Annotated in this window: 22 protein-coding genes; 11 read left to right on the top strand and 11 right to left on the bottom strand. The window is 37.5% G+C overall.

The genetic code is table 11. The features are described from left to right. Positions 1-59 precede the first annotated feature (59 nt). On the top strand, positions 60-974 hold the full coding sequence (gene estT, locus QYC40_RS03480; RefSeq protein WP_154469528.1) for a macrolide hydrolase EstT: 915 nt from the start codon (positions 60-62) through the stop codon (positions 972-974). 374 nt (positions 975-1,348) lie between these two features. On the opposite strand, the gene catB is transcribed toward estT, so the two are convergent. Then, positions 1,349-1,978, bottom strand: coding sequence for a type B chloramphenicol O-acetyltransferase (gene catB / locus QYC40_RS03485; RefSeq protein ID WP_010256763.1), 630 nt, complete (start codon positions 1,976-1,978; stop codon positions 1,349-1,351). A 343-nt stretch (positions 1,979-2,321) separates the two neighbouring features. Here catB and tet(X) (QYC40_RS03490) point away from each other — a divergent pair, with 343 nt between their 5' ends. The 10 genes from tet(X) (QYC40_RS03490) (at position 2,322) to QYC40_RS03535 (ending at position 14,900) form a co-directional block, all read left to right on the top strand. Next, entirely contained in the window at positions 2,322-3,488 is a 1,167-nt protein-coding gene (tet(X), locus tag QYC40_RS03490; protein WP_005783159.1) for a tetracycline-inactivating monooxygenase Tet(X), read from the top strand. 346 nt (positions 3,489-3,834) lie between these two features. Then, complete coding sequence (locus QYC40_RS03495; protein WP_055042253.1) at positions 3,835-4,581, top strand: DUF2310 family Zn-ribbon-containing protein; 747 nt, start codon at positions 3,835-3,837, stop codon at positions 4,579-4,581. A 155-nt stretch (positions 4,582-4,736) separates the two neighbouring features. Continuing rightward, positions 4,737-5,903: a tetracycline-inactivating monooxygenase Tet(X) gene (gene tet(X) / locus QYC40_RS03500; protein WP_005783159.1), complete on the top strand. Its 1,167-nt coding sequence runs from the start codon at positions 4,737-4,739 to the stop codon at positions 5,901-5,903. A gap of 106 nt (positions 5,904-6,009) precedes the next feature. Continuing rightward, positions 6,010-6,573, top strand: a complete 564-nt coding sequence (locus tag QYC40_RS03505) for a helix-turn-helix transcriptional regulator (protein ID WP_301992420.1) — start codon at positions 6,010-6,012, stop codon at positions 6,571-6,573. Then, positions 6,566-8,923, top strand: coding sequence for an EcoAI/FtnUII family type I restriction enzme subunit R (gene hsdR / locus QYC40_RS03510; protein WP_301992421.1), 2,358 nt, complete (start codon positions 6,566-6,568; stop codon positions 8,921-8,923). Before QYC40_RS03505 ends, hsdR begins: the two co-directional genes overlap by 8 nt. Further along, positions 8,920-10,389 carry a class I SAM-dependent DNA methyltransferase gene (locus tag QYC40_RS03515; RefSeq protein ID WP_301992422.1) on the top strand — a complete coding sequence of 490 codons (1,470 nt, stop codon included), beginning with the start codon at positions 8,920-8,922 and terminating at the stop codon, positions 10,387-10,389. The genes hsdR and QYC40_RS03515 overlap by 4 nt, the downstream gene beginning before the upstream one ends. A 9-nt stretch (positions 10,390-10,398) precedes the next feature. Then, positions 10,399-12,108, top strand: a complete 1,710-nt coding sequence (locus tag QYC40_RS03520) for a restriction endonuclease subunit S (protein WP_301992423.1) — start codon at positions 10,399-10,401, stop codon at positions 12,106-12,108. After that, positions 12,105-13,412 carry an SIR2 family protein gene (locus QYC40_RS03525; protein ID WP_301992424.1) on the top strand — a complete coding sequence of 436 codons (1,308 nt, stop codon included), beginning with the start codon at positions 12,105-12,107 and terminating at the stop codon, positions 13,410-13,412. The genes QYC40_RS03520 and QYC40_RS03525 overlap by 4 nt, the downstream gene beginning before the upstream one ends. A gap of 505 nt (positions 13,413-13,917) precedes the next feature. Next, positions 13,918-14,499 carry a hypothetical protein gene (locus QYC40_RS03530; RefSeq protein WP_301992425.1) on the top strand — a complete coding sequence of 194 codons (582 nt, stop codon included), beginning with the start codon at positions 13,918-13,920 and terminating at the stop codon, positions 14,497-14,499. 14 nt (positions 14,500-14,513) lie between these two features. Further along, the gene (locus tag QYC40_RS03535) at positions 14,514-14,900 is read left to right on the top strand and encodes a hypothetical protein (protein WP_301992426.1); all 387 of its coding nucleotides are present in this window, start codon (positions 14,514-14,516) and stop codon (positions 14,898-14,900) included. A gap of 97 nt (positions 14,901-14,997) precedes the next feature. On the opposite strand, the gene QYC40_RS03540 is transcribed toward QYC40_RS03535, so the two are convergent. The 10 genes from QYC40_RS03540 to QYC40_RS03585 all read right to left on the bottom strand — a co-directional run bounded on the left by QYC40_RS03540 (position 14,998) and on the right by QYC40_RS03585 (position 24,197). Beyond that, the gene (locus QYC40_RS03540; protein WP_301992427.1) at positions 14,998-15,672 is read right to left on the bottom strand and encodes a hypothetical protein; all 675 of its coding nucleotides are present in this window, start codon (positions 15,670-15,672) and stop codon (positions 14,998-15,000) included. A 4-nt stretch (positions 15,673-15,676) separates the two neighbouring features. Then, the gene (locus QYC40_RS03545; RefSeq protein ID WP_150452507.1) at positions 15,677-16,588 is read right to left on the bottom strand and encodes a relaxase/mobilization nuclease domain-containing protein; all 912 of its coding nucleotides are present in this window, start codon (positions 16,586-16,588) and stop codon (positions 15,677-15,679) included. Continuing rightward, entirely contained in the window at positions 16,569-16,931 is a 363-nt protein-coding gene (mobC, locus tag QYC40_RS03550; RefSeq protein ID WP_150452508.1) for a plasmid mobilization relaxosome protein MobC, read from the bottom strand. Before mobC ends, QYC40_RS03545 begins: the two co-directional genes overlap by 20 nt. Before the next feature lie 70 nt (positions 16,932-17,001). Next, positions 17,002-17,745, bottom strand: a complete 744-nt coding sequence (locus tag QYC40_RS03555) for a toprim domain-containing protein (protein ID WP_301992428.1) — start codon at positions 17,743-17,745, stop codon at positions 17,002-17,004. A gap of 279 nt (positions 17,746-18,024) precedes the next feature. Continuing rightward, positions 18,025-19,071 carry an AAA family ATPase gene (locus tag QYC40_RS03560; protein ID WP_068840808.1) on the bottom strand — a complete coding sequence of 349 codons (1,047 nt, stop codon included), beginning with the start codon at positions 19,069-19,071 and terminating at the stop codon, positions 18,025-18,027. After that, positions 19,071-19,370, bottom strand: coding sequence for a helix-turn-helix domain-containing protein (locus QYC40_RS03565; protein WP_301992429.1), 300 nt, complete (start codon positions 19,368-19,370; stop codon positions 19,071-19,073). The genes QYC40_RS03560 and QYC40_RS03565 overlap by 1 nt, the downstream gene beginning before the upstream one ends. A gap of 153 nt (positions 19,371-19,523) precedes the next feature. Beyond that, a complete protein-coding gene (locus QYC40_RS03570; protein ID WP_068841432.1) occupies positions 19,524-20,525 on the bottom strand; it encodes a hypothetical protein in 1,002 nt (333 codons plus the stop codon). 4 nt (positions 20,526-20,529) lie between these two features. Then, positions 20,530-21,861, bottom strand: coding sequence for a site-specific integrase (locus tag QYC40_RS03575; protein WP_068840810.1), 1,332 nt, complete (start codon positions 21,859-21,861; stop codon positions 20,530-20,532). A 391-nt stretch (positions 21,862-22,252) separates the two neighbouring features. Then, positions 22,253-23,818 carry a glycosyltransferase family 39 protein gene (locus QYC40_RS03580; protein WP_301992430.1) on the bottom strand — a complete coding sequence of 522 codons (1,566 nt, stop codon included), beginning with the start codon at positions 23,816-23,818 and terminating at the stop codon, positions 22,253-22,255. Further along, complete coding sequence (locus QYC40_RS03585; RefSeq protein ID WP_301992431.1) at positions 23,808-24,197, bottom strand: GtrA family protein; 390 nt, start codon at positions 24,195-24,197, stop codon at positions 23,808-23,810. The genes QYC40_RS03580 and QYC40_RS03585 overlap by 11 nt, the downstream gene beginning before the upstream one ends. Position 24,198: the final 1 nt, after the last annotated feature.

Genomic DNA, 24,198 nt, shown 5'->3' on the forward strand with positions numbered 1-24,198 from the left:
GCTGAGAACCGTTAGCGGGCATTGTGAAAGATACCAGCATAACAGTTAAACATTGATAAATGAAAAAAAAACTACTTTGGATATTAATTTTAGGACTGATAATAATCAGTTGCAAACAAAGGAAAACAGAAATGAAAGAGAAAATAATTAAAACAAACGGCATTGAACTCTGTACGGAAAGTTTTGGAAATAAGAAAAATCCAGCAATCCTTTTGGTAGCAGGTGCAACCGTATCAATGCTGTATTGGGACACTGAATTTTGCCAACAATTATCTGAAAAAGGATTTTTTGTTATTCGTTACGACAACAGAGATGTAGGAAAATCCACTAATTATGAACCAGGTTCTACTCCATACGATATTGTTGACTTAACTAATGACGCTATTTCAATATTGGATGGCTACAAGATTGACAAAGCACATTTTGTGGGGATTTCTTTGGGCGGACTAATTTCTCAAATAGCATCAATAAAGTTTGCCGACAGAGTTAACTCCTTAACTCTTATGTCATCAGGCCCTTGGGGAGACTCAGACCCAACTATACCTGAAATGGACACGAGTATTTTAGATTTCCATAGTAAAGCAGGTACAGTCAATTGGACAAATGAAGACAGTGTGGTAAACTATTTAATTCAGGGTGCAGAATTAATGAGTGGCAAGAAACAATTTGACAAACAAAGAAGTGAAAAACTGATAAGAGCTGAGTTCAATAGAGCCAACAATTATATAAGTATGTTCAATCACGCTGCATTGCAAGGTGGTGAAGAATATTGGAACAGATTAAACGAAATCAAACAACCCACCTTAATTATCCACGGAACAGACGACAAAATTTGGCATTATAAGAATGCAGGTTTATTACTAGAAAAAATAAAAGGTTCAAATCTAATCACCCTTGAAGGTACAGGACACGAATTACACGTTGATGATTGGAAATCAATAATTGATGGAATAGAAAAACACATAAATGACTGATAAACAAAAACAACGACCCGCTAACAATGTATATAAAAAATAGGCGAAACAGCAGTAAATTCAAGGCTTTTGGCTCGTATTATACTTTGTGCTTAACCGAAAATTTGGCACTTCGAAATCGCCTACTTTTCATATACTAACCGTTGTTAGCAATCCGCTGCGCTCCTTGCTAACAATGGCTCGGCGACTTACGTCGCTTGCCGTAAGCCGCCGCTTCGCGGACTGCTTACAACAAGCGACTTGGCTAAATAGCTCCGCTTTTGTATCTTCGATACAGCTTCGCTACTTCGCCAATTCGCCGAGCCATTATGTGTAATTTTAGCCGCAAACGCAGTTAAAACAAAAAGGCTCCGAATTTCGGAACCTTCTTTTTATCATTTCATTTTTCTAAAAAACTTGTACAACAAATCGATTTTATTTGAACAAAGAATTGGCATTGCTTCAAAAAGGGTTTCTTCATCCCATTCCCACCATTTCATTTCCTGCAATTTTTGGATGTCATCATCACTAAATCTCTTTTTTATCAATTTGGCTGGATTTCCCCCTACAATTGAATAAGGTTCAACATCTTTTGTAACCAAAGCACGACTGCCAATAACAGCTCCATCTCCTATCTGAACTCCTGGCATTATCATAGCTTCACTACCAATCCAAACATCATTCCCAACAACTGTATCTCCTGCTTTTTGAAATCCATCTTGGCTTTTACTGAAAACATCAAATTCAGACATATAAAAAAATGGAAAACTGGAAATCCAATCATATTTATGACCTTGATTACCTGCCATTATGAAACTTGCACCGCTCCCTATTGAACAATAAGAACCGATAATTAGTTTATCGACATCATTCCTGTCCGGAAACAGATAACGAGCACAATCGTCAAATGAATGACCGTGATAATAACCAGAATAATAAGAATATTTACCCGAAATTATATTGGGATTAGTTATGTGGTCTTTGATTATTTTTCCTTTAAAAGGACTTTCGAAGTAATTTTTCATTATTTAACATATTTAATTTACAATAAGAGACAATAAGGAAACGAAGAATAATACTAAACTATTCTCTTCCTATACGTTGCGTAAAGTAAATTTGCTAATCTGATAATTTCATCTGACAAAGATACTAAAAAACTACACATAACATCGCATTGGCAAAATGGCGGGTTAAGTTCAAAATTCAACTTTTGTGCTTTTTATTCCGCCGAATGTGTCCCACATTCAGCTTTTTTTTAATAATTTAGCTTCTGTGGAAACACATCGGCTACGTCACTGCTAAATTGAACTTTCGGTTCAATTTATCCGCCACTTCGCCAATGCGTTTCCCGTTATGGGCCATTTTTGAATGACAATGCGAATAGATACAGACAAACAAATGAATTTACTTAGTGATAAGAACGTTGCAATAATTGGTGGTGGACCCGTTGGACTGACTATGGCAAAATTATTACAGCAAAACGGCATAGACGTTTCAGTTTACGAAAGAGACAACGACCGAGAGGCAAGAATTTTTGGTGGAACCCTTGACCTACACAAAGGTTCAGGTCAGGAAGCAATGAAAAAAGCGGGATTGTTACAAACTTATTATGACTTAGCCTTACCAATGGGTGTAAATATTGCTGATAAAAAAGGCAATATTTTATCCACAAAAAATGTAAAGCCCGAAAATCGATTTGACAATCCTGAAATAAACAGAAATGACTTAAGGGCTATCTTGTTGAATAGTTTAGAAAACGACACGGTTATTTGGGATAGAAAACTTGTTATGCTTGAACCTGGTAAGAAGAAGTGGACACTAACTTTTGAGAATAAACCGAGTGAAACAGCAGATTTGGTTATTCTTGCCAATGGCGGGATGTCCAAGGTAAGAAAATTTGTTACCGACACGGAAGTTGAAGAAACAGGTACTTTCAATATACAAGCCGATATTCATCAACCAGAGATAAACTGTCCTGGATTTTTTCAGCTATGCAATGGAAACCGGCTAATGGCATCTCACCAAGGTAATTTATTATTTGCTAACCCCAATAATAATGGTGCATTGCATTTTGGAATAAGTTTTAAAACACCTGATGAATGGAAAAACCAAACGCAGGTAGATTTTCAAAACAGAAATAGTGTCGTTGATTTTCTTCTGAAAGAATTTTCCGATTGGGACGAACGCTACAAAGAATTGATTCATACGACGTTGTCATTTGTAGGATTGGCTACACGGATATTTCCTTTAGAAAAGCCTTGGAAAAGCAAGCGCCCATTACCCATAACAATGATTGGGGATGCCGCACATTTGATGCCGCCTTTTGCAGGGCAGGGAGTAAATAGTGGGTTGGTGGATGCCTTGATATTGTCTGATAATCTAGCCGATGGAAAATTTAATAGCATTGAAGAGGCTGTTAAAAATTATGAACAGCAAATGTTTATCTATGGCAAAGAAGCACAAGAAGAATCAACTCAAAACGAAATTGAAATGTTTAAACCCGACTTTACGTTTCAGCAATTGTTAAATGTATAAAATGGAATAAAACGGCACATAACAAACAAATTGGCAATAGAGCCGGTGAAGTACTTCTATTGAACTTTTGTGCAATGTTGAAGATTAGTAATTCTATTCAACATTTGTGCTAAAAGTCGGCTCCATCGCCAATTTGCCAGCCGTTGTTAGCAATCCGCTGCGCTCCTTGCTAACAATGGCTCGGCGACTTACGTCGCTTGCCGTAAGCCGCCGCTTCGCGGACTGCTTACAACAAGCGACTTGGCTAAATAGCTCCGCTTTTGTATCTTCGATACAGCTTCGCTACTTCGCCAAGTCGCCGAGCCATTGGTGGCAATTGTAAAACGACACCGCAATAAACTTGACAATGACAGACAAACCAATTCCTGCAAAAATTCTTTTAACTCTTGCTGACAACAAGTTGACAGGCGAAGATTTTATCGGTTTATCGAACACACTTTACAGACAAAATTTAATTTTTTCAGAACCACGAGAATTAAGACGAAACGAAAATGTTTTAGAACTAACTATTATTTTTAGAGACCTTTTTTCGTATAGGCATTGGTCTAAAAATGCGGAAATAAAAGAATATTGGACTTCCAAGTTTGACAAATTGCTTGCAGGCAAACCGAAGACAATTAAAGAAATGGACATTATTGTTGAAGTAGACAATGTCCAAAATTGTACTTGCGACAAGTCTGATTTTTATATATTGCAAGGACGTTCTTTACAATTCACAGACGAGTTGATTTGCAACAACTGTTTAGGACAAGTTCCTTATTCAAAAATACCTTTACAAATTAAACTTGAGGACTGGCAAACAAAACACGAAAGAGTTTATTTGAACTGGCTTGAAAGTGGGCTTTTTGAAAAAGAGGCTTATAAAGAACTGACAAACTACAAAAAAGGCAAACTGAACTTAGCAGGCGAAAAAATTAGACAACAACTTTCTGACTTTTTCAAAATTCCTGTTTACATAAGTTACTTTGTTGAGCAACCAGACGACAATCATCCTTGCTTAATTTGTGGACAACAAGGAACTAAATCTGGACTTAAAAAACCAAACAGAATTTGTAAATCTTGCAATACAATTTTTGGCTATGACACCGAGTAGACAAACAACTGCCACCAACAAGGGTTTTGCAATAGTGGGGAGAAACTGCAAAGTTCAACGATAGTTCTTCGGTTCAACTTTTGTACAAAATTGAAGATTTGTGCTTCGATTGCCCCACCATCGCAAAGCCCCAAAACGTTATGGGCCATTTTTGAATGACAATGCGAATAGATACAGACAAACAAATGAATTTACTTAGTGATAAGAACGTTGCAATAATTGGTGGTGGACCCGTTGGACTGACTATGGCAAAATTATTACAGCAAAACGGCATAGACGTTTCAGTTTACGAAAGAGACAACGACCGAGAGGCAAGAATTTTTGGTGGAACCCTTGACCTACACAAAGGTTCAGGTCAGGAAGCAATGAAAAAAGCGGGATTGTTACAAACTTATTATGACTTAGCCTTACCAATGGGTGTAAATATTGCTGATAAAAAAGGCAATATTTTATCCACAAAAAATGTAAAGCCCGAAAATCGATTTGACAATCCTGAAATAAACAGAAATGACTTAAGGGCTATCTTGTTGAATAGTTTAGAAAACGACACGGTTATTTGGGATAGAAAACTTGTTATGCTTGAACCTGGTAAGAAGAAGTGGACACTAACTTTTGAGAATAAACCGAGTGAAACAGCAGATTTGGTTATTCTTGCCAATGGCGGGATGTCCAAGGTAAGAAAATTTGTTACCGACACGGAAGTTGAAGAAACAGGTACTTTCAATATACAAGCCGATATTCATCAACCAGAGATAAACTGTCCTGGATTTTTTCAGCTATGCAATGGAAACCGGCTAATGGCATCTCACCAAGGTAATTTATTATTTGCTAACCCCAATAATAATGGTGCATTGCATTTTGGAATAAGTTTTAAAACACCTGATGAATGGAAAAACCAAACGCAGGTAGATTTTCAAAACAGAAATAGTGTCGTTGATTTTCTTCTGAAAGAATTTTCCGATTGGGACGAACGCTACAAAGAATTGATTCATACGACGTTGTCATTTGTAGGATTGGCTACACGGATATTTCCTTTAGAAAAGCCTTGGAAAAGCAAGCGCCCATTACCCATAACAATGATTGGGGATGCCGCACATTTGATGCCGCCTTTTGCAGGGCAGGGAGTAAATAGTGGGTTGGTGGATGCCTTGATATTGTCTGATAATCTAGCCGATGGAAAATTTAATAGCATTGAAGAGGCTGTTAAAAATTATGAACAGCAAATGTTTATCTATGGCAAAGAAGCACAAGAAGAATCAACTCAAAACGAAATTGAAATGTTTAAACCCGACTTTACGTTTCAGCAATTGTTAAATGTATAAAATGGAATAAAACGGCACATAACAAACAAATTGGCAATAGAGCCGGTGAAGTACTTCTATTGAACTTTTGTGCAATGTTGAAGATTAGTAATTCTATTCAACATTTGTGCTAAAAGTCGGCTCCATCGCCAATTTGCCAGCCGTTGGGCAACATGCTAAAAAAGACGACAAACCATTGAAAAGTAGTGAAACTGAAATAAGAAACATATGGAGCAACTGGACAGACAACCGAACTGAGCCGTGCTTTTATCATTCGACTGAGAATGACAGATTTTCTATTTCCTTCGCTTCGCATTTTTTAAAATTTCTCTGCCAACGCACATTTGGCACATTTGCAAAGCCGCTCAAGCCAACTCACAACCCAAGCTTTGCAAAAGAGCCAAATTTTCCTCCCTGCACTACCCATGATAATTATCGTTTTATATCTTACTTTTTGAGATATTATTGTAATTTAGACCCGAATAATTTGACAGCAATGAATCGAATCAAAGAAGTGCTTGATGACAAAGGAATAAAACAGACTTGGTTGGCTGAAAAACTTGGAAAGAGTTACAACATGGTGAACTCCTATGTGCAGAACCGACAACAACCCAGACTTGAAATACTTTTTGAGATTGCAAAATTACTTGAAGTCGATCCTAAGGATTTAATAAAGAGTACTAATGACTGATAAGGAAAAAAAAGAACTAAGCGAAAGCGACATATGTGATCTCTTCATCACACCTGCAATCAAGGATGCTGGTTGGGATCCATATACGCAGATTCGGAGAGAGGTTACACTTACACCTGGACCAGTTATCGTTCGCGGTGAAATGTCAGCTCGTAACAAGAACAAGAAAAAGTTTGCTGACTATGTTCTTGCATGGAAGCCAGGGACAAGGATTGCAGTAATAGAAGCAAAGGAAAATAACCACTCTGTTAGTCATGGAATGCAACAGGCTTTAGGCTATGCCAACATACTAGGCATACCAAGTGCTTTCAGTTCAAATGGAGATGCATTTGCTTCTCATAATAAGGTTGCTGCTGACGGAGAAGATATTGAAACTGAATTTCCTTTAGAGGGTTTTCCAAATCCTAAAGAGTTGTGGGAACGCTATAAAAAAATGCACAACATAAAGGACAAAGAAGAAGAATTGGTTTTACAGCCATACTACACGGACGGCTCAAACAAAGAACCTAGATACTATCAAATTGAAGCAATAAACAGAACCATTGAAGCAGTTGCAAGAGGTGAAAAGAGAATTCTGCTTGTTATGGCAACTGGTACAGGAAAAACATACACGACTTTTCAAATCATTTGGAGATTATGGAAAGCTAAGGCAGTTAGAAGAATTCTCTTCCTTGTTGACAGAAACATCTTGGCTGACCAAACATTAGTGAATGATTTCAAGCCTTTCGGTTCAGTAATGACCAAAATCAAAAACCGAAAAATTGACCCTTCATACGAAATTCATTTAGGCTTATATCAAGCTTTGACTGGCCCTGATGAATCTGATAAAATTTACAAAAGCGTTTCACCAGACTTTTTTGACCTGATTGTTATAGACGAGTGCCACAGAGGAAGTGCAGCAGATGATTCAGCTTGGAGAGAGATTTTGAAGTATTTTGAAAATGCAATACAGATTGGTTTAACTGCTACACCAAAGGAAACGGAATACGTTTCAAACATGACCTACTTTGGAAAACCAGTTTACACATACAGTCTTAAACAAGGAATTCAAGATGGTTTCCTTGCCCCTTATAAAGTTGTAAAAATCGACATTGATAAAGACGTTGATGGTTGGACACCTCCAAAAGGAATGACAGACGATTTGGGTGATGAAATTGAACAACGCACCTACAACCAATCTGACATGGACAGAATTTTGGTTCTAAATCAACGAACCAAATTGGTGGCAAAGCGAGTAATGCAATTACTAAACGCCACAGACCCATATTCAAAAACAATAATTTTCTGCGAAGACATTGACCATGCAGAAAGAATGCGCAAAGCAATTGTAAACGCAGCTGGAAAAATAGCGGTGGACAACCCAAAATATGTAATGCGAATTACAGGCGATAGTGTTGAAGGGAAAAATGAATTGGACAACTTCATTGACCCTGAAAGCAAGTTTCCTGTAATAGCAACTACTTCAGATTTAATGACAACCGGAGTTGATGCTAAAACGTGCAAGTTGATAGTTTTGGACAAGACCATAAACTCAATGACCACTTTCAAACAAATTATTGGACGTGGAACTCGAATAGATGAAGACAACAAGAAGTTTTTCTTCACCATCATGGACTTTAAAAAGGCAACTGAGCATTTCAGCGATCCTGAATTTGACGGAGAGCCAGTAGTAATTTATAATCCAGGTCCTGATGACGACCCCGTTCCGCCAGACCCTGAGGGTGGTGAAGATGACGATACAGGAGAAGATGATGGAGAAACGGGAGGCGAAGGAAGAAGGAAAATCTTTGTCAGTGGAGTTCCTGCCAAAATTAAGAGTGAACGAATTGAATACTTAGGTGAAGATGGTCAACTAATTACTGAATCATACAAAGATTTCAGTGCGAAAAGAGTGCAGGAAGAATTCGCATCACTAGATGATTTTCTTAGAAAGTGGAATGATGCTGACAAGAAGAAAATCATCATTGAATTATTGGAAGAGCATGGCGTGGTTTTAGAAAACCTTGCTGACCTAGTAGGAAGAGATTTTGGTGATTTTGATTTGATCTGCCATGTAGCCTTTGGACAAAAACCACTGACTAGAAAGGAAAGAGCAAACAATGTGAAGAAACGAGATTATTTCACGAAATATGGTGAACAAGCTCGAGCAGTTTTACAAGGCATGCTCGAATTGTACGCAGATAAAGGAGTAGTAAGCATTGAAAATCCAAAAGTTCTAAAACTTAAACCATTCAGTGATATTGGAACTCCTTTAGAAATTATCAAAGACATTTTTGGTGGTAAAGACCAATATGAACAGGCTATAAAAGAATTAGAAAACGAACTATTTAAAGAAGATAAAGTAGCATGAGTAATGTATCAGGCGTAATAAAATCCATTCAAGATATAATGCGTAAAGATGTTGGCGTTGATGGAGACGCACAACGCATCAGCCAATTAGTTTGGCTGTTTTTCTTGAAAATATTGGATGATCGAGAAGACGAATTAGAAGTAACAGAAGACGATTACAAGTCGCCTTTACCAGAGAAACTTCGTTGGCGTAATTGGGCAAAAGATTCAGAAGGTATGACCGGTGATGAACTTTTGAATTTTGTAAATGACCAGCTATTCCCTACCCTGAAAAACGAATTGAAAGTTGAAGGTGAAGATAACAAGAGAGCACTAGTCGTAAAAAACGTATTTGAAGATGCCTACAACTACATGAAGTCAGGTACGCTTCTTCGTCAGGTTATCAATAAGATTTGTGAAATTAATTTCAACGCATCAAGCGATAGGCACACCTTTGGAAGCATCTATGAGCAAATTCTGAAAGATTTACAAAGTGCTGGAAACGCAGGTGAATTCTATACCCCTCGTGCAGTTACAACCTTTATTGTGGACAGAGTTGCTCCAAAGTTGGATGAAACAGTTCTTGACCCTGCATGCGGAACAGGTGGTTTCCTGACCAATGTTATTGAATACAAAAGACAGCATTTTGTAAAGTCAGCGGCTGATGAAGAAGTTTTGCAAAGCACCATTTTCGGAGTGGAGAAAAAAGCATTACCACATATGCTTTGCACCACCAACATGATATTGCATGGAATTGATGTACCGATTAATGTAGTACACGACAATACACTTTCCCGCCCTTTGCGAGATTATTCCAATGCCGACAGAGTAAATGTTGTGATAACCAATCCGCCATTTGGAGGCATGGAAGAAGATGGTATTGAAAACAACTTTCCCTCTGCTTTCCGCACAAGAGAAACAGCAAACCTTTTCATGGCTCTTATCATGCATATATTGAAAAATGAAGGACGGGCAGCAGTTGTTTTACCTGATGGCTTCTTGTTTGGAGAAGGTATTCAAACCCGCTTAAAAGAAAAGCTTTTAACCGAGTGCAATCTTCACACAATTGTTAGACTTCCCAATGGAGTTTTCAATCCATACACTAGTATTAGAACAAACATTCTATTCTTCACTAAAGGCAAACCAACAGAGCACGTTTGGTTCTATGAGCATCCCTATCCTGAAGGTGTATCGAATTATAACAAAACTAAACCCATGCGTTTCGAAGAGTTTGAAACTGAAATTAAATGGTGGGGAAAGGAAGAAGACGATTTTGCAGCCAGGGTTGAGAATGAACAGGCTTGGAAAGTTTCAGTTGATGACATAATTAATCGAAACTATAACCTCGATATCAAAAACCCTCATGTTGGTGAGCAGATAAGCCATGATCCTGACGAGTTGCTTGCACAATATCAGAGTGAGCAAAAAGCTATTTCAGATTTACGAAATGAGTTAAAAGCAATTCTAACAGAAGCCCTTACAAAATAGTCTCGAATTATGATTGAAAGTATTTTACAAGGCTTTGAAGTTTGGACTGATGCTCAAGGATTAAAATCCAAAGGCAGGGTTAAAAGCATCGATAATATTAGTCTGGAGGGTATAGCTAAATTAAAGGAGCTCATTCTGGATTTAGCAATAAGAGGAAAACTGGTTAATCAAGATGAAAATGAGGAAACCGCTAATGTTCTATTAAGGAATATCAGAATAGAAAAAGACAGATTAAATAATGAAAGCGGCATTGGTAAAACTGGAATCTTTATTGAAGTTGATGACGATATTAAACCTTTTGAGCTACCCATAAATTGGGAATGGACCTTTATTCGAAATATAGGACATGATTGGGGTCAAAAAACACCAGATAAGAGTTTTACTTACATTGATGTTTCATCAATAAATAATGAAATTGGCGAAATAACCAATCCTTCAATATTAAAAGCTAATGAAGCTCCTTCAAGGGCTCGAAAAATTGTTAAACAGGGAACAGTAATTTATTCAACGGTTCGTCCATACCTAAAGAATATCTGTGTTATAAATGAAGAGTATAGTCCTGAGCCTATAGCAAGTACAGCATTTGCAATTATTCATCCTTATCTGCAAATGCCTGGAAAATATTTTTATTATTTTTTCAGAAGCCCTTTTTTTATCAAATACGTTGAATCCGTTCAAACTGGTATCGCTTACCCTGCGATCAATGACAAGCAATTCTTTAATGCATTAATCCCACTGCCACCTTTGGAGGAGCAAAAAAGAATTGTCCATAAGATTGATGAGTTAATGGCTTTATGCAACAAGCTTGAAGAACGACAAACAACCAACCTAACGACACATCACAATCTTGTAAAGAGTCTTTTAGAAACCCTTACCAATGCTGCTGATGCAGATGAATTACAAGTTGCATGGGAAAAACTTTCCGAACACTTTGACACGCTGTTTAGCACAGAAGATAGTATTGATCAATTAAGACAAACCTTACTGGAATTAGTGATTGCAGGACGATTTAAAACCCAGCGGGAAAATGATACACCTGCACATGAATTGTATAAATTGATTGAGGCTGAACTAACTGAAAAATTTGGTAAACAATATTCAACCGAGTTAAAAAGAGATGCATCTACAATAGACCCAAGTGAATTGCATTTTCCAATTCCTGCCACATGGTTGTGGTGTGAATTACAGGATTTAGCAATTCTATTCAATGGTAAAGCTCATGAGCAATTCGTTGACGAGAAAGGCGACTATATTTTAGTGAATTCAAGCTTTGTTTCAAGTGAAGGTAGATCTGCTAAATACGTTACTAGTCAACTGACACCACTAAATAAAGGAAACATTGCTATGGTTATGAGTGACGTCCCTGGAGGTAAAGCTCTCGTAAAATGCTTCTTGGTTGAGGAGGATGATAAATACTCATTAAATCAAAGGATAGGTGGTATCGAAACATCAAGTCACATAGATATAAACTATTTGTTTTTAGTGCTAAACAGAAATAGGTATTATCTGCAATATGATGATGGTAGAAAGCAGACAAACCTCAAGAAAATACAAATTCTGTCATGTCCAATTCCTCTACCTCCAATTGAAGAACAAGGCAGAATTGTTGAAAAAGCTAAAGAGCTACTTGAATTATGTGACAGGTTAAGCGACAGGATAGTCAGAGCAAATGAAATAAATCAGGCACTTTCAAAAACAATTGTTGAAGTGATTTCATGAGTGTTTTAGATAAGATATATTCAGACAAAGCAACGAGTACTCCACCAACACTGAAAAACGTGACTTGGTGTGAGAAAGACAATCATAGTTTGTATGAGTACTTTGTTGATTTCAATGAATGGATAGATGGAGATGATGGTTTAGATATCCGTTTGAGATTTGGCATTGATGGTTTATCTAATCCCAGTAAAGCCTTCTTTGCAAGTGACTTGGAAGCTTATAATCAAGTTTTCAAAGTCTTCCGCAATGAAAGGAAAAGTGAAGTTTTAAGCGAAGAATATATTTCTGAGAATTTCATTGACGGCCATTGGTACGAAAGAAACAATGCACATTTCGAACAATTAGTAGATTGTTTATGCGAGGATGCCGTTGTACCATTTATTGGCGCTGGTCTTTCAGTTGAATGTGAATTTCCTACCTGGCGAGGACATCTTATACAACAAGGCAGAACGTCTGGGTTAGATGGGGACCATGTTTTAGACCTTTTGAATAAAGGGCAATACGAGACGGTAATTGAAGAGATTGAAGCGAAAGGTTTTAAAGATGCATTTATTCAGGAACTTAAGGATGTTTTTTCAAAGACGGGTAAAATTACTCAAACTACACTGCGCCTAACCGAACTGTTTACTGATACTTTAATTACGACAAACTACGATTACATTCTTCAACAGGCTTATGATACAGGCGAAAATGATAGAATTCAATTACTTGACAGTACCAATATTCAGGAAATTCCAGATAATGATAAACTAACCATCATCAAACTTCACGGAGATATTAGACAGCCAAAAAGCTGCATCATAAGCAAAAATCAATATGATGATGCTTACGGAAATGGAGATCTTGATATAGCTAAGCCTATTCCGAAAGTCCTGAGCTATCATTATCGCACAAGCAATTTATTGTTTTTAGGTTGTAGCCTTAACCGAGACAGGACTATGGAGGTTTTTCAGGCTGTAAAAGATGAATTAGAGAAAAAGGGAGACATTGACAGACCGCAACATTTTTCATTGGAATCAATGCCAGAATCAGAGGCTGAATTAGCAGCACGTAATGCATATTTATTACGATTTGGGATTACGCCAATTTGGTTTCCTAAAGGAAGCTACGACTGTATAGAACAAATCTTAAGGTTGGCTAGAAATGAAATGAGGTATCGAGGACACATACCAGGAATAAAGAAACAAGAAGCAGAAGAGCCAGTTCAAGTATTAGAAGAACAAGTTCATTCTAGTGGATGGTCAATGATAAAGAATGGTATTTCTAGATTATTTGGAAGAACTAAAGCCATAGCACACTTGTAAGCACATTTGCAGGTCGCACAATGCCAACGCACGACCAAAACCTGCAAAAGAGCTTCCAAGTCCCTGCCCGAAAAAAAGGAAATTTAAAAAATGCCCCACCGCACAGGAGGACATTGTAAATGAGGACTAAAACGAAAAGAAAAAAAAAGCACGATTGCCCAACATCACCTATACGCAAGCAGGGCTTTGGTGCTTCGTAGAATAGGAAAGTGGTAAATTTAAAGTTCAGTTCTTCGTAGGAAGTTTAGTGGTAAAAATCCCTGCCTGCGTATAGCTGAGAACCGTTGTTAGCAATCCGCTGCGCTCCTTGCTAACAATGGCTCGGCGACTTACGTCGCTTGCCGTAAGCCGCCGCTTCGCGGACTGCTTACAACAAGCGACTTGGCTAAATAGCTCCGCTTTTGTATCTTCGATACAGCTTCGCTACTTCGCCAAGTCGCCGAGCGGTTGTGTGTCAGCATACCAAACGACACGCTAAAAAACGAACACTAAAACAACGAATTATATGAAGACATTTTTTTTGACACTGACTTTTGCGTTAACGACAATGCTAACTTTTGCTCAGACATCGGAACATCTTTCTTTCAAAGGCGTTCCTATTGACGGAACACTTGACGAGTATGTTTCTAAAATGAAAAAAAGCGGTTTTTCTCATTTAGCAACAGAAGACGGAATTGCAATACTAAAAGGAGATTTCGCAGGTTATAAAGATTGTACTGTCGGAGTATCTACATTAAAACAACAGGATTTAGTCCATAAGATAGCCGTAATATTTCCTGACAAAGACACTTGGTCAAGACTTTCAACAAATTATTTTGACTTAAAGCAAATGCTAACCGAAAAATACGGCAAACCTTCTGATGTAGTAGAAAAATTTGATGGTAATTCACAACCAAGAGATGATAATTCAAAAATGTATGAAGTTAAATTTGACCGTTGTAAATATTACTCAATTTGGGAAACGGATGCAGGTGAAATTCAATTGTCAATAGACCATAATAGCGTAACAAGTTGCTTTGTTAAATTAGCATACTTTGACAAAATAAATTCTGCGAAAATAAAAGCGAAAGCAATAGATGATTTATAATACAACTCAATAAAATGCAAAATATAACAACTAAATTTTTAAAACTAAATGTAGTTATTATGACGTTAGCTCTACTAACGTCTTGTGCAACTTCAATGACCCCAATGCAAGTAAATAACACTTTACCTACCTTGACCAAATCTAAATTTATATCTCAAGCTCAAGCCGAAGAAGCTGTGAAGTCAAATGGCTGTAAATATTTGGTTAAAGGAAGAAATTATACCGCACCGATTGGATTAACTACAAAAGATGATTTAAGGAACGGAGCAAAAGGGATAGATGAATGGGTAAAATTGGACGGTGGTAACGCATACGTTCTTAACAATTATAAATGGGTTACAGTTGACCATAATGGTTCAACACAACTTCACATAGAGTTTGATACAATGTTATGCGAATAATGCCGAACACACAACAAGGGTTTGGCGTCAGGCGGGCTGACGTTCAAGCGTGAAAGTTCCTTCGGACTTTCCCGCCCGAACGCCAAGCCCCGAACCGTTATTCAGGACTGTTTAAGTTTTTGATCTCCTGACGTTTTTGGTCTATACTGTTTAATAGTTTATTTTCTTCCTCTCTTTTAATCACCAAATTATGGAATTTCTTAGGGTTAAGAGAATAAGTAGAATCGATATGCGATGTTACATGCGGTAGCTCCAATTCTATCATTCGGTAACGCATTTCATACGATTTTCTATCGTCTAATTGTTTGTTCTTCTCGTATAGAACACCGAGACCTAGCGAAATAATGGTAGATAATGCTATCATAACAATGATCAGAGGTGTTGATTTGAGATCAATGCCGTAATGATGTTTTACAATGACCTGATCAGGAATTTCAGCTATCTTTGAAACAATGTCTTTTTCTTTGATTGTTAATACAGCTAATTCCTGTCTAGTTATTGTGGAGATTTCATTAGCTACATCCTGAAGTGTCCCATAATCGTTAATGATCTTAGATAGTACATCGTTTTCTCTTTTAATAAATTGCTTGATCTGTTGTAGTAGTTCCTGATCCTTTGCTCGCATTTCATGAAATTCCTGCATTTTCTTTTCATTTTCAGAAAGTTGGGAGACAATTGTAGGCATTATTCGTACAATATCCTGCGTGATCAAGTCTGTGTTTTCCTGCAATGCGCTTACCTGTTGCTGTATATTTTCTAATTCTGTGTTCATGGTATTAACGTTTTAGTCCGTAATTCTCTTTCTTTTTTCTTTTCTTGATCAACGGATCATCTTGCTCTGGTGTAATTTCGGGGTTCGAAAATAAAGCTGATGTTATGTGACCAAGTGTTTCTCCGATATTTCTGTCTATAGAATGATCCTTCGAAACATAGCTTCCAGAAATTTGATTTAGTTCAATAGAATTATCTATGCTATTTAAAGCCTTGTCGATCTGTCCGAAGCTCAATGAGCGGTCTATGGCAGAACCCCGAAATGTCTGTTCATCTTTGATGAACGAAATACCTTGAACCTCATCCGACCCCAATCTATATTTAAACTGCATTTCCACACCTCTGTAACGGATATAATTTTGTAGTTCCTTCCAGTTTTTACTGTGTCGTATGCCTGCCTTGACGGTGTCGTAAATTTGGTATTTCGTTAGATCATTACCTTTCAGTCTACCTCTGTTGACATTTCGTTTTCCTTCGGACTGCTTAAAGCCATATAATGCATTTAATTCTTTACAAGCTTTAAAGCTCTTATACCGCTGATTGCTATTGGAGATAGTTTTGCCATGATCGTTTACCCGATTAAAAATAATATGGATATGATCATGTTGGCGGTCGTGGTGGCGCACCATTAAGCATTGGGTATCCCTAATATCTAATTTTGATAAATAACGCTTAGCTGCGGATAGCATGATGTCATTATTCAGCTTGTTTTTATCTTCTGTATTCCACGAAAGAATAATGTGTCCGACTGCCTTGCCCAATCTTGGATTCAGCATCCGCTGAAAATTAAAGTCCTGTGTGATGGTCTTTGCCGAATCCGTCCGTAATCCATTTACATGGATAATCTCACTATCTTTTTTCAGGGCGTATCCAACGCATCCGCCGAAAGATCGGCCCTCAATTATCTTCGCTATCATGGTGCAGTAGTTTATTGATACAATGGTCAATGTGATGGATCGTATTTTTGCATTCCTGTGCCACCTCAATCAGTCCAGACTGGTGTGCTTTTTTAGTTAGCTGATTTAGATTGTTCGAAGCCCCAGTAATCGCCCTAAAAGCTTTCAATTGTTCTTCGGTAAACCTAGGTGTAATTTTTCGTAGGATCGCAGATTTGCGTACCCATTCCGATTTGCTCATACCTGCAATTTTTGCATTATGCAAAACTCTGTTATGTTCGCTTTCATCAAAACGGACATTGATCCTGAACTGTTTTTTATTTTCGAGTGCGGGTCTTCCGCCTTTTTTCTTGTTATTTTTCATCTTGTTTCTTTTTAGCTGTGACCATCGGGAGCCAATCGGTTTTGGGGTCACCAAAACACAACCTTGCTTCCTACCTATTCGATAGTTTTCTTCCCGATTGGATATTGTAGGTTTGTTCTTTGGATGATTTGAAAATCAGGTAATCATTTACATCTTTTATTTCATTATACCGTTTCTGCAATTCTTCCATTCCATTTTTTACGTTTTGCGTCTTCTTAAAATGGCTTCGTAAGGTATGGTACGATTTTAAGCCACTGTTATCTGTGTCCAGATAGCATGTAATTCCGTTATGTCGTTCTAAGAATGGATATGATTTTTGGAGGTTCGCTGTCGTATTCAGGATACAGTAATTAGTGTCTAAATACGGCTTACTAGCGTTCTTTTTTAAAGTCATATAGGAAAGCCAGTCGGTAAAGCCTTCAAGCAATACAACGTCCTTATTACCATTGTTGATTGTGGTAATATCCTTAGTTAGTAGCGAACGTTTGTCGTAACTGTTGCGCAGTTCGAATCCCCCTGAATCATTTTTAAAGCATACGGCAAAAAATGTCTGTCCTTTTGCAGTACGGTAATAGATTTCCTGACAATAGATTGTGGCAATTTCTAAATCTATTTTGCGAACATTAGTCAGGTAATCCGTTAATGCTTTGTTTTTGAGAGGTTTTATAGCGAGTATGGTGTAACTCCGATCATTTTCATCTTGGATGATCGGAGTTTTGTCTAATACAGTTTGCTGGTGAAATGAAAGGATATTTTTTCTTTCATCAGCCCAATCGAGTATTGTTGATAGGTTATCTGTATTGAAAAATTTCATAAGAAAATCGACGTTGTTACCACCGTAACCTTCTGAATGAGAATACCAGATATTTCTACGAATATCAATTTTTGTTGAAGGTGTTTTTTCTTTACCTCCATTGAATGGATTTTTAAGCCATGCTTCACGACTGTTTAATTTAGAGCATGGAATTTGTAGGTACTGTAAAATAGATATTAGCGGTATACGCTTTAATTCATCACATGTCATAATCATAATTTTTATATAGGTTTAGTTTAGTCTATTACTATATAGGGGCAGACTAAACTAAACCTGTTTTTAATAGTAAAATTCAGGGTTGAATCTGTAGGTCTTGTCATTCTTGACGACCATCCTTTTGTTTTCCAAAAAAGTTTTTAATTGTTTGGCTTTGTTGATTCCGAAATTGAATCCTTTTGATAAATAAGCATCCCTTAATTTGGTTATATACTCTTCGTAGGTACAGTTTATCTCGCTATCCTTGAACATTTCCTGCAGTACTTCGCGGTGATTTTCTTCGGAAAGCTCCTGATAACTGAATCCTTTTCTAGATTTGAGATTTGTTGTGTCAAAATTCTCGTCCAGTACGGGTATTCCATCATCTATAAAAAAGGTGAAAGGTTCAAATTCTATATCCCTGATAAATTTTGGTGCTACTGTACTATAATTTGCATCTAGATCACTTTTAGTTATCTGGAGAATTGATTCGGCTTTGTTATTCAATTCTGTTCCTAAATGCCCTCTAGTGTTATCATCTCCCTTGTTTAAGTGTAATACGGTGTGAATATGGATATTGAGTTCCTGTGACCACTTCATAAGTTTATTAGTGATTTCAGTCGCTTCGGTAGCGTTATTGATATCGTAAACCAAATCCCTAATTCCATCTATGATGACCAGTCCGATCCTATCTGCATATTTGAAAAGTGCATATTCGATGATATTTATACGTTCCTTCGTCGGGTATTCCCTTAAGGAGATGAACTTTAAATTATCGTGGACTTCTGTGGTAGGGTAGTCGATGAGCTTGTATATTCTTGAAAGTAGCCTGTGGCAATGGAATTTACTCTGCTCTGTATCACAATACAGTATAACTGGACGGGTTGGAGGAACTTTAACTTTATATTGTAATATCTGCTTTCCACTCAATGCGGCTGCGACCAATGAAATTACATTGAATGTTTTTCTGCTTTTTGCCTTCCCAGTGGACGCACTGAAATTGCCCAGTGTACCAATGACAGAGTCGGATTTGTTGATGGTTATCATGATAGGTGGTTCTAAGAAATTATCTGTTATCTCTACTATGGCTTTTCCGAGTGCGTTTACCGTTTCTTGATTGAATGGGATCATTATTTACCTCCTTTTTTATGATTGAAGTTTGCCATAGAATTAACAACTTCATTTTTTTTGAAATAAATGCGTTTACCCATACGCATGTAAGGAATTTTACCTTGTTTCATCCAATCTGTCAAACTAACAAGAGAAATGTCAAGTTCGTCCGCCATTTCTTTTTTGGTTAGTAGTTTTTCAGATGATGTACTTTCTGTATTATCTACAGTATTTCGGATGCCTGAAATAAAAATGTGAAGTTCTTCCTTAATTGCATCTCGGATACAATCTCTAAGGGCATTTTGGTCTAATTGAATCATACTTTATTCATGTTTACACGTTTAATGATCCGAAGTCGTGGCCACTTTCTTCGAGTGAATTAACATGAGCAAAGTTGGATAAGAAATACAATAAAAAATGCCGTTCAGAATTCTGAACGGCATTTTGAAATAGGTCTTAGATGTTTATAAGGACTATTCTATAGGAGTTATTTTAAATTTATGGTCTGATTCCTCAATGTTTGTACTTTTCCCATCATTGTAATAATTTTCTACGGTACCAAACGGGATTGGTTTTCCATTTTCAGTAAAATGATTTGAAATAATTTTCGCCCATGTAAGAGAAGCACGATTGGCTAAAAAATATCTTGGTTTTCCATTGATAATAATATCTGTATTAACAAGAGTTTGAAATACTGCAATTAGATTTTTTTTTGTTCCATGAACAATATCAATTTTGTGTTGATCTAAAGTACTGAGTTTGGATTTCTCTTTTTTAAGCGTTTTTATCTGTTCTTTAAATTCATCTAATTCTTTTAGTGTAGAATTATACTGTATTAATAAACGATCGAGATTTTGTTTCTCGATAAAATTCTTTTTCAATTCTTCCTTTTCTTTTTTATTGGAATTTAGATAGTTGTTCAAAATAGTTTTTATATTCTCTATATTGCTTTCCGTACTCGCATTGGATGAATTAACAAGTTTCGTAAATGCTGCATCGATTAGCTCCTGTGTTCGCTGGAATTCTATTTGAGTTTTACTTCTTACCTCCTGCAATATCTTTTCACTGACTAAATCATACTTTTTTGACAAGTTTATTGTAAGATTCCATCGATCGTATTTGGGTAATACATTTTCGATAAAGTATTGGAATTTCTGTACTCTAATATCATTTCTTTTTTTTTGTTTGGGTGAAAGTTTTTCCAACAACTTGTTGCGTTCTTTTTTTAGTTCATAGTTTATTGTTTCCCATAATTCTTTAAAAAATACTTTACCATCAGTATCATTAAATTCCTTTTTATAGTAATTGAAATGTCTTAAAAAAAGATCTTCTAACTCACTTTCAGGAAGTTCTTGAATCTTTATTAGGAAATGGACATCTGCATGTGTATTATTGTTGGAAAAAAGAACTCCAACATCCAGAGGGTGTGGATTAAAATCGAAGAATTTCCTCCTGCTGAAATATTTACTATTCATAATATTAAAATTTATTAAGTGCATCGATTAACGAATCTGTGCTTGCTGATTCGTATTTCATTAAAGTGCGTATATCGGAGTGGGCAGTAAGTTTCTGTACAAGTGTGATAGGTACGTTTCTACTTAATAGATTTGTAACCATTGATCGCCTGCCGACATGACTTGACAGGAAATCATACTTCTTTTTTTCTATCACCAGTTTTTGTTTGCCAGAATACCTCGTAATCTTTATAATTTCGTTCATACCTACCAATTTACCTACTGTTTTTATGTATTCATTAAATTTTTGATTCGATATTTTAGGTACACAGTATCCAATACGTTCTAAAATATCTTTTGCAGGTGCTATATATCCCTCAAAGGGAACGATTACTCTTTTCTTTACCTTTACCGAAATAAAATCCCATGAATTGTTCTTTATGTCCTTTGGATCAAAATTTATCAGGTCTTCAAAACGTTGCCCAGTGTAGCATAATAGACAGAATAGGTCTCTGACCCTTTCAAGACTAGGTTTGTCTGAAAGATCATGATTTAGTATTTTTTCGATTTCCTTTTCGGACAGCGCAATGATCTCATTGTATGCTTTCTTTTTAAAGTTTGTTTTTTGTGTTTTGAAGACATCAGGGTGTACTAGATAGTCATTGTCGTTACACCATTTTAGAAAGACCTTTAAGGTGGATATATATTTATGAATAGTGTCGTTTAGTAATCCAACTTTATCCTCATTATTTGTGTTTTTCTTTTTGCTGAGGAAGACCTCAAATTGGTCTAAAAATTTACTGTCCAATTCTCTAAGAATAAGTTTTGTGTTTTTGTATTTCTCAAAGTCTTCTAAGCCTTTAAATACAGTTCTATATTCTTTAAGTGTACCTTCTTTTACAAAATTTGATTTATAGGATAGAAATAGCGTTTTCAGATGCGATATGGATATTTCGTTGTTTACGGCATTATCTTTATCGATACAGTTCTGAATGATTTGCCGATAATCATCTTTGGAAAGAAATTCATTTTTATCCTTTTTACTCATTGCTTCTCGAGTGCAAAGGTTTGCTAGGTCATTAAGTTCAATATTTAATTCCAATGCTCCATTGGTGCTTGGTTTAAGTCTCTCTTTTTCGAAATCCCAATTTTTGGGTAATATTCTGTAGTTCGTTCTGTATTTTATTCGGCAGGATTTGTCTGGTGTAAAAAATAAATACAGTGCTGTAGGGGAGGGGTTCCAGAATCGTGTTGCGAGATTTTTCTTTTTTCCTTCCACTTTGTTAAGTTCTAGCTTGATCTTCTCAGGCTTTATTTCTGGGTTATAGGGTTTGTCTAAATAAAAATTTACTTTCATAATTCTCGGACATATTTCGGACAAAAAAGCTTAATAATACTATATATTACCTTTGTAAGGTTAAGTAAAGTTATGAAATTATTTTTGTAATTACTTAATAATCAGTATTAAGTATAATAATTTGTATTAATCTGTAAATATAGTTCGAATCCTGCCACCCCGACACAAAAAAGCTCGACGAAAGTCGAGCTTTTTCTGTGTTCGGGTGTGGCAGATTCGAACCGTGGTTCGATCCGAAGGAGCTTCAGGGCATGCGTCTGGGCCTGTGGGGCTAAAGCAATCCTGCCACCCCCGTACAACCGCTCACCAGTCCAACCCACACGCCCTGCCACACCCCCGAACAACCGCCCACACTCCCCTCCAACCCACGCTCGTCCAACTCATCCCCCCCTCAAAACCAACCTCTCCCAACAACCTTTTTCGCCCCTTTCAACTCATAAACATACCATTGCCTCACGACCTGATTCCCTCGCTTCTGTTCCAGCACTTTACACAACCTAACCTCCCGAAAAAGCTCTCCATACAAGGCTTTCGGGGCTTCATAAACATTAGAAGGTGCGATAAAATAAGCATCTCCTCCAACCGCTACCGGCTTCTGCATCCCATTCAGCCAGGCAAACTTATGTATATCCTGTAGTTCGCCCTCGGCAAGCAATTCCATTCCCAGCGGCCTAGCAACATAATACAAGAGATGACCACCTGGAAACCAATTATGCACAACAATAGGAGCGTCAGCAGACATCTCGCCCCGCTCGATCGCTTGTTGTCGAATCGACGCAAACTGCACTTGAAAATCTTTCCAGCCCCACATATCCAGGGTCACATCCTCGCGCCCTAGCTTTATGCCTTCCGATCTACCGGTCAGATTACCCGGATAATACCGGATTAAGAGCACCGCTAGGATCATAATTCCCAAGGTGAAAGATAATAGCGTATTTAAGATCTTTCTGCATCGCGGAATACTATTCAGTTCCAACCTTTTTTCCATCCAAAGCGCCGTCAATAGCATCAGGCTAAAAAAGCCCGGGCCGCTCCAATGCGGAAGTGTCTGCCGGAAGAGCGATAATCCACTCGTCATCAAGATGATCGGCAAACCACAGTACAGCAGCAATAGAACAACATGCCGCGACAAGCTCGTTATCTGCCCCCGATGCTTATACAACTGAAGCAGCATAACAGCATATAAATAAACTAGTAGCGGGTTGTTATAAAAAATCTGCCCGAAGAACGTCTGAAAGAAGAAATCCAAACGCAGCCCAGACTCCAGAATACTGACCCGCTCACTATGGAATTTCCAGGTAATAAAATCATGCTGATAATTCCAGTATAAAATCGGAAGTATACAGATTAAACTAATCGCTAACCCCAAATAGAGCGCTTTACGCCGCAAAAGAACGCGCTGATGGAAGACGATATAAGCAAGAAAGCCGAACCATAAGAAAACAGCATGTACCTTGCTCAAGCAGGCCAATCCTATACTTAGGCCAAGAAGCAAAAAGTAATTCGTATTGGCGCTAGTTGGATCCTTCAGGATCTGCAACATGAAGTACAGTGCCGCTAACCAAAAGGTATTGGCAATCGAGTCGGGGAGGATAAGAATTCCCGAAATAATACTAGCAAATATCGAAGTCGTAAAAATGATGGCGGCAATAAGCCCCGCTCTAGCATTAATCAGGCTCGTAGCAATTTTCGCAATCAGCCAGGTGTTCACGGACGCTAAAAAGATCGGACCCAAGCGCATGGAGAAATCATTCACCCAATTCAGGTTGAGGGTGAAGAATCGGACGAGCAGGCCTAGCAAAGGAGGATGTTCAAAATGATTCCAGTCGAGCTGCAGCGCATAGGTATAGTAATAGGTCTCATCAGTGCCGAGTTCGATCAGCAAGGCGAAGATACAGCGCAGGACTGTTGCAACGAAGATAAGCCAACGCAGCTTAACTCTATAGTTATGTTCCATTGTTAAAGGTGATTAATAGATTGGCGGTGAAATTCCAAAGAAAGACAATGCCAATAGCGAAAACTTTGCTGAGGTAGAAATTCATTCTCAGCTTTTGGTGAAAGAAATAGACCAGCGCCGTGTTCAGGGCCAATCCGACGCAGCTGATTAGTAGAAAAGTGAAAAACTGCTGTACCACTTGGCTGTTCCGGCTGGAAAAAGTCCAGATACGATTCAATGCATAATTATTGACCACAGCAAGGCTGAAACCTAAACCATTTGCCACGAACTTGTTGATCCGTAATTTTTCCTTGCACAGCCAGGTTACCAGGAAATCTATTCCCATACCCAATAGACCGACCGCGCCAAACTTGAGCAGGCTATAAAATAGCGACCACATG

The organism is Sphingobacterium sp. BN32, assembly GCF_030503615.1.
Lineage (GTDB): Bacteria > Bacteroidota > Bacteroidia > Sphingobacteriales > Sphingobacteriaceae > Sphingobacterium.